Genomic DNA, 11,329 nt, shown 5'->3' with positions numbered 1-11,329 from the left:
CCCCGCCGCACGGGCAGGACCCGGCGCCCCTCCCCGCCCCGGCGGTGGGGGCGGACGGGTCCCGCAACAGCGCCGCCTCCCTGGCCGGCCACGGGCGTCGCCGCTTGGGGTGCGGGTCGCGGGTCAGTGCGCGGTCGCGTGGTTCGGAGAGCGGGTCCCGGCGAGGTCGCTGCCGTCCTCCATCGGGTTGGCCACCGTGCCGTCCTTCTGGCGCCGGGCGCCGAGGTGGTTGAAGAGCAGATTGAGCAGGACGGCCACCACACAGCCGGTGGAGATTCCGGAGTCCAGCACGATGCGGAGCCGCTCGGGGAAGGCGTGGTAGAAGTCGGGCTCGGCAATCGGGATGATGCCGACGGCCAGCGAGACCGCGACGATCAGCACGTTGTTGTCCCGGTCGAGAGCGGCCCGGGCCAGGGTCTGGATACCGCTGGCGGCGACCGAGCCGAAGAGGACCACACCGGCGCCGCCGAGCACCGGCCGCGGCACCACGGCGATCAGCGAGGCGGCCATCGGGCAGAGGCCCATCAGCACCAGGAAGCCACCGCCCACGGCCACCACGAAACGGCTGCGGATCCTGGTCATCGCCACCAGGCCGATGTTCTGCGCGAAGGCGCTGCACATGAAGCCGTTGAAGACGGGGCTGAGCGCGGTGCCAAGGGTGTCGGCGCGCAGTCCGGCCGCGATGGTCCTCTCGTCCGCGGGCCGCTCCACGATCTCGCCCAGGGCCAGCATGTCGGCGGTGGACTCGGTCATCGACACCACCATCACCACGCACATCGACACGATGGCGGCGAGGGTGAACTGCGGTGCGCCGAAGTGGAACGGCGTGGGGAAGCCCACCACGTCGGCCTCGGCCACCGGCCCGAAGTCGGTGACGCCGAACGGGATGGCGATGACGGTGCCGATGACGAGGCCCAGCAGTACGGCGATCTGCTTGACGAAGCCGCGGGTGAAGCGGCGCAGCAGCATCACCACCAGCAGGGTGAGCGCGGCCAGGCCGAGGTTGGTGCCCGAGCCGTAGTCAGGGGCTTTCTGGTTCGGGCCCTGCGCCCAGCCGAAGGCCACCGGCATCAGGGAGACACCGATGAGGGTGATCACGGTGCCGGTGACGACGGGCGGGAAGAAGCGGACCGCCTTGCTGAAGAAGGGCGCGGCGATGAATCCGAGGAGCCCCGCCACGATCACCGCGCCGAAGATCACCGGCAGCGCGTCGTCCTTGTCCTTGGTGACGGAGACGATGGCGAGCATGGGGGCGACACCGGCGAAGGTCACCCCGTTGACGAAGGGCAGCCGGGCGCCGATGTTCCAGATGCCGAGGGTCTGGAGGAAGGTGGCGAGGCCCGCGGTGAAGAGGCAGGCGCCGGTGAGGAAGGTGAGTTCGGTCGGGGACAGTCCGATCGCGGCGCCGACGATCAGCGGGGGTGCGACGACGCCCGCGTACATCGCGGCCACATGCTGGAGTCCGCTGGTCGCCATCTTCAGCGGCGGAAGCGCCTCATCCACGGGGTGCGTCCCCTCCGGTCCCTCCCGCCGGGTGTCGGGTGCCCCTTCGGGGGCCTGGTCCTTGTCGGTGGTGTCGGTGCTGGCGGTGCTGTCTGTGCTGCCGTGCCTGGTGAACCTGGGCTTGTTGGCCACTGCGGCTCCTCCGGTCGTTTTCCTGTGCCGTCGCGCGGCACGTGCTTCTGGGAGGTGGGGCTGAACTTGCTTGCTCTGCCTGCTGGGTGTTTCGCTGTTTTTCCGGTTATTTCGGCCTGTGAAGTTGTGGTACTGCGCCCAGGTATTGCCGTCCGCCCCGGAGACGTGAGGCGTTGGGCCACGTTCCGAAAGCGGTTCCCGAGCAGCCCGGCGGCTGCTCGGATCCGGCCGGGGGCCGTCCCCCCCGGCCGGAGTCTGTGGGGCGGCCCGAGCGGGCCGCCGTGTCTGCGGGTTGTGCGCCGGTTGTCAGCCGGCGGCGTTCCCGGCGAGGCGCCGCGCCTCGCCGCGGGTGGCACGGGCCACCGCGTCCTCGTCGGCCGTCGGCAGCCGGCCCTCCTCCACCGACGACACGGTCTACGGTGATTCGAGTGCCGCGGCGGGGCGGGTGCCGAGGTGGTGGAAGAAGAGGTTGAGCAGGACCGCGGTGAGGGCTCCCGCGCTGATCCCGGAACCGAGCACGGTCTGCGCCCAGGCGGGGAAGTCGGCGTAGAAGGCGGGTGCGGCGAGCGGGATGATGCCCGCGCCCAGCACCGGGAAGGCGCCGAGGACGAGGAGGACGGCGCCGGCCACCGCGACCACATAGCGGCTGCGGACCCGGGTCAGCGTGACCACGCGCACGTTCTGGGCGAAGGCGCTGGTGGGGAAGCCGCCGAAGAGGGGTCCGAGCAGGGTGGCGAGGCCGGCGATGAGCAGGCCGGCGGCGATCAGCCGGGTGCGGCCCGCGGTGTCGAGGCCGACGGCCTGGCCGATGATGAGCGGGGGTGTGACCACTCCGGCGTACATGGCGGCGATGTGCTGGAGGGCGGCGGGGAACAGCCGCGAGGGCGGGAGCTTCTCGTCCACCGGGTGCACGCCGGGGGCGCTCTCCGATGGGGTCGTACACGGGCCGACTGCGGGTCCCGGACGTGGTGTTGCCATGAGCTTTTCCCTCCGGTGTGGCGCGCCCCGGGCCCCGGCCCGGGGCGCGTCTGCCGTGTCAGAGGTTGGTCATGTCGACCGGGATGCGGGCCTCGCAGCCCTCGCGCAGGACGGTGCCCTCGATCAGCCCGTAGGGGCGGTCGGCGGCGTAGTACACCTCGTTGTCGTTCTTCAGCTCGAACGGTTCGAGGTCGACCAGGAAGTGGTGCTTGTTCGGGAGCGAGAAGCGGACCTCGTCGATCTCCGAACGGTTGTTGATGATGCGCGCGCCCATCTGGTAGAGCGTCTGCTGCAACGAGAGGGAGTAGGTCTCCGCGAAGGCCTGCAGCATGTGCTTCTTGACCTGCTGGTAGGACTTCTCCCAGTTGGGCATCTTCTGCTCGTCGTCGGTCCAGTTGAACCGCCAGCGGGAGGAGACCTCGGTGGCGAGGATCCGGTCGTACGCCTCTTTGAGGGTGGTGTACCGGTCCTTGAGGTAGCCCCAGAACTCCGAGTTGGTGGAGTTCATCACGACGAGTTCCTTGAGGCCGGAGACGACCTCCCACTGCTCGCCGTCGTAGGTGACCTGGCTGGTGCGGATCTCCTGGCCCTTGCGGACGAAGGAGTGCCTGACCTCGTCGGCGCCGATGAACTTCGAGTTGGCGTCGGAGGCCTCGATGCGCTCCCAGGTGTACTCCTCGACCCGGATGCGCGCCCGGTGGATGGTCTCCTGCGAGGTGACGAAGTGCCGGGCGAGGTGGATGGCGAACTGCTCGGCCGACTCGATGCCGTGTTCCTTGGCGAAGGCGAACACCGTGTTCTTGGTGGTGTCCGTGGTCAGCACGTTGGCGTTGGAACCGGAGTAGTGCACGTCCTCCATGTCGCCGGAGAGGGCGACGGAGACGTTCAGGTCCTTGATGTGGTGGGTGTCGCCGTCGCGCACGATCCGCACCACGCGGTTCTCCGCCTTGCCGTACTGGTTCTGGCCCAGGAGGACGGGGCGCGCCGCGGCGCGGGAGGAGGGGGATGTGGCGGTCATGGTCTGCTAGCTCCCTCGGTAAACGGAGTAGCCGAACGGGTTGAGCAGCAGCGGTACGTGATAGTGCTCGCCCGGCTCGACGGCGAACGTGATCGCCACCTCCGGGAAGAACGCGCCGCTGTCCCTTACGCGGGGGGCGTCCTGCTGCGCCTCGGCTGGCTTGGATGCGAGGTACGACCCGGTGTCGAAGTCGAGCCGTACCTGGGTGGTGCCCTCCGGCAGGGCCGGCAGGTCCTTGCAGCGCCCGTCCGCGTCGGTCGTGGAGCCGCCGAGCGCCGCCCACTCCGCGCCGCTGCCCGAGCGGGCGGCGAGCGAGACGGCGACCCCCTGGGCGGGGCGTCCGATGCTGGTGTCCAGGATGTGCGTGGACACCGAGGTGCGTTCCGTGCTCATGCGCTCTCTTCCTCGGCTTCCTCGGCGAGACGGGTCAGGCGGATGCGGTTGATCGCGGTGAGTTCGGTGCGCACGATCTCCCGCTCCTGTTCCGGCGGGTTGCCGATCCGCTCCTTGAGCGCGTCCCGCATCTGCTCACCGGTACGGCCGGTGGCGCAGATCAGGAAGACATGTCCGAACCGCTCCTGGTACTCCAGGTTGAGTTCGAGCATCTCCGACCTGAGAGTGTCGGAGGCGCCGGACATCCCGCGCTGTTCGCGGGAGGAGGTCGGATCGCCGGGCTTGGGGCGCCCGATGGGCGGGTGCCCCGCCATCGCCTCGGCGAGGTCCTCGGCGGTCAGCCGGGCCATGGCGGTGTCGGCGGCCGTGAAGAGTTCCTCCGCGGTGCCGTAGGGGCGGCCCTCGACCAGCTCGGCCCCCCATCGGGTGGACGCGCACATCTCGTGGAGTTCTCGGAGAGCGACGTCCGCGGGAAGGGAGTTGAACCGGGTCAGACCCGGCGTCGAACAGGAAGTCACGGGAATCCTCCGTGGCTTGGTGCTGAACGGGCTGCGAATAGCTAAGACCCTCAGCACACCTACGTCAACAGTTTGTTGAAACAACTTGAACAAAGAAAAGCCGCCACCCGACGGGACGGGTGACGGCTTCCGGGACGGGGGCGTACGCGGGGTAACAGCTGAGGTGCGGCGGGCGGCTTCAGGCGCTTTCCTCGGACTTCTCAGCCTTCCGCTGGGCCCGCTTCTCCTCCTGGGAGTTGATGTAGTTGTAGACGGTGAAGCGGGAGACCCCCAGGGCCCCGGCCACCGTCTCCACCCCGTGCCGTACCGAGAAGGCGCCGCGCGCCTCCAGGGTGCGGACCAGTTGCTGCTTCGCCTTGCGGTCCAGCTGCGCGAGGGGCACGCCGCGCCGCCGCTCCATCGCGGCCAGGATGTGGTCCAGCGACTCGGCGAGCTGCGGCAGCCGCACTCCGGCGACCTGCTCCCCATCCCAGGACAGCACCACATCCTCCGGCCCGGCCTCGCCCGGCGGGATCAGGGTGGCGCCCATGGCGTCGACCAGCGGGCGGACGGCCGCGACGAACGCCCCCTCCTCGGCCCCGGTCATCGGCCCTCCTCCGCGATCACGTTGATCTGGAGGGAGACCCGGGTGGCGCCGGCGGCGAGCGTCCTGCGCAGCAGCGCGTCCACTGCGTCCAGTACCGCCCGCTCCTCGCCCTCGACGGTGTTGCCGAAGGGGCCGACGTCCACCGCGTCCAGGTCGGCGCCCTCGATGACCTCGCGGGCGGCCAGCGCGTGCGCCGGGGCCTCGTCCAGGTCGAAGGGCTCGGTCGTGAACTCCACTGTCAATCGCACGGCCTCAACCTAACGCCCGGCCTCCGGATTCCGGGAGCCCCCCTTGACAACCCCGACCCCCCACCGGCACTCTTCCATCAAGCAGAAATTAACTTCCGCGATACGGAAGGAGCGCCTGACCCGCATGGGCTTCACCGACCAGCGCTTCAATGTGAACCTGTCGATCCTCTTCACTGAGCTGCCGCTTCTGGAGCGCCCCGCGGCGGCCGCGGCAGCGGGCTTCACCGCGGTCGAGCTGTGGTGGCCCTGGGTCGACTCCCCCGTCCCCCCGCAGTCCGAACTGGACGCGCTGCGCGACGCGATCAAGGACGCGGGTGTCCAGCTCACCGGACTGAACTTCTACGCCGGGCAGCTCCCCGGGCCGGACCGGGGCGCCCTGTCCGTCCCCGGCGAGGAGTCCGAGAAGTTCCGCGCCAACATCGACGTCACCGCCGACTTCGCCGAGTCCCTCGGCTGCACGGCGCTGAACGCCCTGTACGGCAACCGCGTCGAGGGCGTGGACCCGGCCGAGCAGGACGCGCTCGCCCTGGAGAACCTGGGGCTCGCCGCCCGGGCCGCCGACCGCGTCGGTGCCGTGCTGCTGATCGAGGCGCTCAACAGGCCCGAGTCGCCGCTCTGCCCGATCGTGAGCGCCCCGCGGGCGATCGAGGTCGTGGACCAGGTCAACGCGGCCACCGGTCTGGACAACGCGCGCTTCCTGATGGACCTCTACCACCTGTCCATGAACGGCGAGGACCTGTCCGCGGTCATCGAGCAGTACACCGCGAAGACCGCCCACGTCCAGATCGCGGACAACCCCGGCCGCGGCGCCCCCGGCACCGGCTCGCTTCCCCTGGAGGAGCTGCTCGACCAGCTCCGCAAGGCGGGCTACGACGGCTATGTCGGCCTGGAGTACAAGCCGGGCGACAGCCCGAGCGCCGAGTCCTTCGGCTGGCTGCCGCCCGCCGCCCGCGCCGCGCGCTGACCCCGGCGGCACCCCCTGGGGCGGCGCCCGGCGCCGCCCGGACCACCCGGACCCCGCAGTAGTAAACGGAGACCCTCATGAGCACGAACCTCCCCAAGGTGGCCTGGATCGGCCTCGGCATCATGGGCTCGCCCATGTCGGAGAACCTGATCAAGGCCGGTTACCAGGTCACCGGCTTCACGCTGGAGAAGGACAAGCTGGAGCGCCTGTCCGCCGCCGGCGGCACCGCGGCCGGCTCGATCGCCGAGGCGGTCCGCGAGGCCGACGTGATCGTCACCATGGTCCCCGCCTCCCCGCAGGTCGAGGCCATCGCCTACGGCCCGGACGGCATCCTGGAGAACGCCCGTTCCGGCGCCCTGCTGATCGACATGTCCTCGATCACCCCGCAGACCTCGGTGGACCTCGCCAAGGCCGCCGGGGACAAGGGCGTCCGCGTCCTCGACGCCCCGGTCTCCGGTGGCGAGGCCGGCGCGATCGAAGCGGTGCTCTCCATCATGGTCGGCGGCGAGCAGGCCGACTTCGACACCGCCAAGCCGATCCTTGAGGCCCTCGGCAAGACCATCGTCCTGTGCGGCCCGCACGGCTCCGGCCAGACGGTGAAGGCCGCCAACCAGCTCATCGTCGCGGTCAACATCCAGGCCTGCGCCGAGGCCGTGGTCTTCCTGGAGAAGTCCGGGGTGGACCTGGCCGCCGCGCTGGACGTCCTCAACGGCGGCCTGGCCGGCTCGACCGTACTGACCCGCAAGAAGGACAACTTCCTGAACCGGGACTTCAAGCCGGGCTTCCGGATCGACCTGCACCACAAGGACATGGGCATCGTCACCGACGCCGCCCGCAACGTCGGCGCGGCGCTGCCCGTCGGTGCCGTGGTGGCCCAGCTCGTGGCCTCGCTGCGGTCCCAGGGTGACGGCGGCCTGGACCACTCGGCGCTACTGCGCTCGGTGGAGCGGCTCTCCGGCAAGCAGGGCTGACCCGACCGACCCACCCGGGTCTTCCGAGCTCCGGGCCGTGGTGGTGCTGACACCTGTCCTGTCGCGCCCAAGTGCCGCCACGGCCCGGTACTTTCCCCTGCCCTGACGTTCAACAAAGTGTTGAAAAATACCTCTTCAACAAACCGTTGACGTGCCTGGCGGGCCTCCCTAGGCTCACGGCACCGCTCACCGTTCCAGCAGTTCCGCACGGAAGGTCACCATGTCGCAGCGTGTGCTCACGACGGAGTCCGGCGCTCCGGTCGCAGACAACCAGAATTCCGCCACCGCCGGCGCCGGTGGACCGATACTCCTCCAGGACCAGCACCTGCTGGAGAAGCTCGCCCGCTTCAACCGCGAGCGCATCCCGGAGCGCGTGGTGCACGCCCGCGGCAGCGGCGCGTACGGCTACTTCGAGGTGACCGACGACGTCACCGGCTTCACCCGCGCCGACTTCCTCTCCGCCGTCGGCAGGCGCACCGAGGTCTTCGCCCGCTTCTCCACCGTGGCCGGCAACCTCGGCGCCGCGGACGCGGTCCGCGACCCCCGCGGCTTCGCGCTGAAGTTCTACACCGAGCAGGGCAACTACGACCTGGTCGGCAACAACACCCCGGTGTTCTTCATCAAGGACCCACTGAAGTTCCCCGACTTCATCCACTCCCAGAAGCGCGACCCGTTCACCGGCAGGACCGAGCAGGACAACGTGTGGGACTTCTGGGCCCACGCGCCCGAGGCCACCCACCAGGTCACCTGGCTGATGGGCGACCGCGGCATCCCCGCCTCCTACCGCCATATGAACGGCTACGGCTCCCACACCTACCAGTGGACCAACGCCGAGGGCGAGGCCTTCTTCGTCAAGTACCACTTCAAGACGAACCAGGGCGTGCGCTGCCTCTCCTCCGAGCAGGCCGCCGAACTCGCGGGCCAGGACGCCGACTCGCACCAGACCGACCTGGTGCAGTCCATCGAGCGCGGCGTCAACCCGTCCTGGACACTGCACGTCCAGGTCATGCCGGCCGCCGACGCCGCCGGCTACCGGTTCAACCCGTTCGACGTCACCAAGGTGTGGCCGCACAAGGACTACCCGCTCCAGCGGGTGGGGCGCCTGGTGCTGGACCGCAACCCGGACAACGTCTTCGCCGAGGTCGAGCAGGCCGCCTTCTCGCCGAACAACTTCGTGCCCGGCATCGGCCCCTCCCCCGACAAGATGCTCCAGGGCCGCCTCTTCGCCTACGCGGACGCCCACCGCTACCGCCTCGGCGTCAACCACACCCAGCTCGCGGTCAACGCCCCCCGGGCCACCACCGCGGACAACTACGGGCGCGACGGGCTGATGGCCACCAACGCCTACCCGCGCGACCGCAAGAACTACGAGCCCAACTCCCACCACGGGCCCACCGAGACCGGCCGCCCGCTGGCCGCGCCGCTCGCGGTCGGCGGCCACACCGGCACCCACGCCGCGCCGCCGCACACCAAGGACGACGACTTCTTCCAGGCCGGCGAGCTGTACCGGCTGATGTCCGAGGACGAGAGGTCCCGCCTGGTGGCGAACATCGCCGGCGGCCTCTCCCAGGTCTCCCGGGACGACGTGGTCGAGCAGAACCTGGCCCACTTCCACGCCGCCGACCCCGAGTACGGCCGGCGGGTGGCGGAGGCGGTCGCCGCGCTGCGCGAGGACTGACCGGCGGGGCCGCGCCCCGGACCGGTGAGGAGACCGGCACCGGAGCGCTTCGACTCCGCACCGCGGACCCGGATGAGGGGTGGTCCGCGGTGCGGTGAGGACGGGCCGCGGCGAGACCGTGAGCCAGTGCGGTGGTGAAGGCCGGCCGCGACGGTCCCCGACCTGGGGGGCCGGTGCGCCGGCCCGTCACGGCCGCCGCGGTCCACTCGTCCCGTCCGGCGGCGCGCAACCCTACGCCGGCCGCGCCGCCGGACGGACAGCACGCCACTCCCGCACGGGAGTTGAGGGCGTGGGCGACGGAGCAACACTCCGCCGCCCACGCCCTTTTCACGTCTGCGCACACCGTGGAACGCGTCTTGACGCGGCCCGCCCACCCCCGTACATTCTTTTCGTATAGCAGAACACGACTTCCACAATACGGAATCCACACACGGAGCTGTACGGCGTCCGTTCAGGGATCCGCTGGAAGCGGCCGGTGGAGCCGGTTTGAAGAACGCACGCTCACCGCAAGGGCGCGACGGGAGCGGACCGACACCGAAGCAGGAGTGACGATGGCTCGTATGACCGCTGCCCGCGCGGCAGTTGAGATCCTCAAGCGCGAAGGCGTGACCGAGGCGTTCGGTGTCCCCGGCGCGGCGATCAACCCCTTCTACGCCCAGCTCAAGGCCGCCGGCGGCATCGGCCACACCCTTGCCCGGCACGTCGAGGGCGCCTCCCACATGGCGGAGGGCTACACCCGCACCGAGCCGGGCAACATCGGCGTCTGCATCGGCACTTCGGGCCCGGCCGGCACCGACATGATCACCGGCCTGTACTCGGCCATCGGCGACTCCATCCCAATCCTCTGCATCACCGGCCAGGCGCCGACCGCGGTGATCCACAAGGAGGACTTCCAGGCCGTCGACATCGCCTCCATCGCCAAGCCGGTCACCAAGATGGCGGTGACCGTCCTGGAGGCCGCGCAGGTCCCCGGCGTCTTCCAGCAGGCGTTCCACCTGATGCGCTCCGGCCGCCCCGGCCCCGTCCTGATCGACCTGCCGATCGACGTCCAGATGACGGAGATCGAGTTCGACCCGGACACCTACCAGCCGCTGCCGGTCTACAAGCCGGTCGCGAGCCGCGCGCAGATCGAGAAGGCGGTGACCATGCTGTGCGCCGCGGAGCGGCCGCTGCTGGTCGCCGGCGGCGGTGTCATCAACGCCGACGCCTCAGAACTGCTCGTCGAATTCGCCGAGTTGACCGGCACCCCGGTGGTGCCCACCCTGATGGGCTGGGGCATCCTCCCCGACGACCACGAGCTGAACGCCGGCATGGTGGGCCTCCAGACCTCGCACCGGTACGGCAACGCCACCTTCCTGGAGTCCGACTTCGTCCTCGGCATCGGCAACCGGTGGGCCAACCGCCACACCGGCAAGCTCGACGTCTACACCGCGGGCCGCACCTTTGTGCACGTCGACATCGAGCCCACCCAGCTCGGCAAGATCTTCGCCCCGGACTACGGCATCGCCTCCGACGCCAAGGCCGCCCTGGAACTGTTCGTCGAGGTCGCGCGCGAGCTGAAGGCCGCCGGGAGGCTGCCGGACCGCGGCGCCTGGGCCGCGTCCGCGCAGGAGCGCCGCGCCACCCTCCAGCGCCGTACCCACTTCGACGACATCCCGATGAAGCCGCAGCGCGTCTACGAGGAGATGAACAAGGCCTTCGGCCCGGAGACCCGCTATGTCTCCACCATCGGCCTCTCCCAGATCGCCGGCGCGCAGATGCTGCACGTCTACAAGCCGCGGCACTGGATCAACTGCGGCCAGGCCGGCCCGCTGGGCTGGACCATCCCGGCCGCCCTCGGTGTCGCCAAGGCCGACCCGGAGACGCCGGTGGTGGCCCTCTCCGGCGACTACGACTTCCAGTTCATGCTGGAGGAACTGGCCGTCGGCGCCCAGCACCGCATCCCGTACGTCCATGTGCTGGTCAACAACTCCTACCTGGGGCTGATCCGGCAGGCGCAGCGCGGCTTCGACATGGACTTCCAGGTCAAGCTGGAGTTCGAGAACATCAACAGCCCCGAGCTGGGTGTCTACGGCGTCGACCATGTGAAGGTCGCCGAGGGCCTGGGCTGCAAGGCGATCCGGGTGAACGACCCGGCGGACCTGGGCGCCGCGCTGGAGCAGGCGAAGAAGCTGGCCGCCGAGCACCGGGTGCCGGTCGTGGTGGAGGCGATCCTGGAGCGGATCACCAACATCTCCATGAGCGGCACCAACGACATCTCCAACGTGACGGAGTTCGAGGAGGTGGCCACCGAGGAGTGGCACGCCCCCACCTCGGTGAAGCCGCTGAAGAAGGCCTGAG

General features: G+C 70.0%; 11 protein-coding genes. 4 read left to right on the top strand and 7 right to left on the bottom strand.

Translation table 11 applies throughout. From position 1 onward, the window contains the following. Positions 1-123: 123 nt before the first annotated feature. The 7 genes from ACFVST_RS11510 to ACFVST_RS11480 form a co-directional block, all read right to left on the bottom strand. Positions 124-1,476 (bottom strand): nucleobase:cation symporter-2 family protein, encoded by a 1,353-nt coding sequence (locus tag ACFVST_RS11510; protein ID WP_390149272.1) that lies wholly within the window; start codon positions 1,474-1,476, stop codon positions 124-126. Between the two features lie 573 nt (positions 1,477-2,049). Beyond that, positions 2,050-2,613, bottom strand: coding sequence for a solute carrier family 23 protein (locus ACFVST_RS11505; protein ID WP_390149261.1), 564 nt, complete (start codon positions 2,611-2,613; stop codon positions 2,050-2,052). Between the two features lie 58 nt (positions 2,614-2,671). Further along, positions 2,672-3,631: a factor-independent urate hydroxylase gene (gene pucL, locus ACFVST_RS11500; protein WP_390149259.1), complete on the bottom strand. Its 960-nt coding sequence runs from the start codon at positions 3,629-3,631 to the stop codon at positions 2,672-2,674. Positions 3,632-3,637: 6 nt separating this feature from the next. Continuing rightward, positions 3,638-4,024: a hydroxyisourate hydrolase gene (gene uraH, locus ACFVST_RS11495; RefSeq protein ID WP_390149257.1), complete on the bottom strand. Its 387-nt coding sequence runs from the start codon at positions 4,022-4,024 to the stop codon at positions 3,638-3,640. Continuing rightward, on the bottom strand, positions 4,021-4,542 hold the full coding sequence (gene uraD, locus ACFVST_RS11490; RefSeq protein WP_390149255.1) for a 2-oxo-4-hydroxy-4-carboxy-5-ureidoimidazoline decarboxylase: 522 nt from the start codon (positions 4,540-4,542) through the stop codon (positions 4,021-4,023). The genes uraH and uraD overlap by 4 nt, the downstream gene beginning before the upstream one ends. Positions 4,543-4,720: 178 nt before the next feature. Next, positions 4,721-5,128: a helix-turn-helix domain-containing protein gene (locus ACFVST_RS11485; RefSeq protein ID WP_390149253.1), complete on the bottom strand. Its 408-nt coding sequence runs from the start codon at positions 5,126-5,128 to the stop codon at positions 4,721-4,723. After that, positions 5,125-5,376 carry a hypothetical protein gene (locus ACFVST_RS11480; RefSeq protein WP_390149251.1) on the bottom strand — a complete coding sequence of 84 codons (252 nt, stop codon included), beginning with the start codon at positions 5,374-5,376 and terminating at the stop codon, positions 5,125-5,127. The genes ACFVST_RS11485 and ACFVST_RS11480 overlap by 4 nt, the downstream gene beginning before the upstream one ends. 124 nt (positions 5,377-5,500) lie before the next feature. Here ACFVST_RS11480 and ACFVST_RS11475 point away from each other — a divergent pair, with 124 nt between their 5' ends. The 4 genes from ACFVST_RS11475 (at position 5,501) to gcl (ending at position 11,328) form a co-directional block, all read left to right on the top strand. Continuing rightward, the gene (locus ACFVST_RS11475; protein ID WP_390149249.1) at positions 5,501-6,340 is read left to right on the top strand and encodes a TIM barrel protein; all 840 of its coding nucleotides are present in this window, start codon (positions 5,501-5,503) and stop codon (positions 6,338-6,340) included. A gap of 77 nt (positions 6,341-6,417) precedes the next feature. After that, complete coding sequence (locus ACFVST_RS11470) at positions 6,418-7,311, top strand: 2-hydroxy-3-oxopropionate reductase (protein ID WP_390149247.1); 894 nt, start codon at positions 6,418-6,420, stop codon at positions 7,309-7,311. 220 nt (positions 7,312-7,531) lie between these two features. Further along, positions 7,532-8,989: a catalase gene (locus ACFVST_RS11465; protein WP_390149245.1), complete on the top strand. Its 1,458-nt coding sequence runs from the start codon at positions 7,532-7,534 to the stop codon at positions 8,987-8,989. A 551-nt stretch (positions 8,990-9,540) separates the two neighbouring features. Continuing rightward, positions 9,541-11,328, top strand: a complete 1,788-nt coding sequence (gene gcl / locus ACFVST_RS11460; protein WP_390149243.1) for a glyoxylate carboligase — start codon at positions 9,541-9,543, stop codon at positions 11,326-11,328. Position 11,329: the final 1 nt, after the last annotated feature.

Source organism: Streptomyces sp. NPDC058045, assembly GCF_042885635.1.
Classification (GTDB): Bacteria; Actinomycetota; Actinomycetes; order Streptomycetales; family Streptomycetaceae; genus Streptomyces.
This window is presented reverse-complemented; position numbering and strand designations above follow the sequence as displayed.

Coding starts and splice junctions, on each gene's coding strand:
- ACFVST_RS11505 (WP_390149261.1), bottom strand. CDS start 2,613: ATGGCAACACCACGTCCGGGACCCGCAGTCGGCCCGTGTACGACCCCA.
- gcl (WP_390149243.1), top strand. CDS start 9,541: ATGGCTCGTATGACCGCTGCCCGCGCGGCAGTTGAGATCCTCAAGCGC.
- ACFVST_RS11470 (WP_390149247.1), top strand. CDS start 6,418: ATGAGCACGAACCTCCCCAAGGTGGCCTGGATCGGCCTCGGCATCATG.
- ACFVST_RS11485 (WP_390149253.1), bottom strand. CDS start 5,128: ATGACCGGGGCCGAGGAGGGGGCGTTCGTCGCGGCCGTCCGCCCGCTG.
- pucL (WP_390149259.1), bottom strand. CDS start 3,631: ATGACCGCCACATCCCCCTCCTCCCGCGCCGCGGCGCGCCCCGTCCTC.
- ACFVST_RS11465 (WP_390149245.1), top strand. CDS start 7,532: ATGTCGCAGCGTGTGCTCACGACGGAGTCCGGCGCTCCGGTCGCAGAC.
- uraH (WP_390149257.1), bottom strand. CDS start 4,024: ATGAGCACGGAACGCACCTCGGTGTCCACGCACATCCTGGACACCAGC.
- ACFVST_RS11510 (WP_390149272.1), bottom strand. CDS start 1,476: ATGGCGACCAGCGGACTCCAGCATGTGGCCGCGATGTACGCGGGCGTC.
- ACFVST_RS11475 (WP_390149249.1), top strand. CDS start 5,501: ATGGGCTTCACCGACCAGCGCTTCAATGTGAACCTGTCGATCCTCTTC.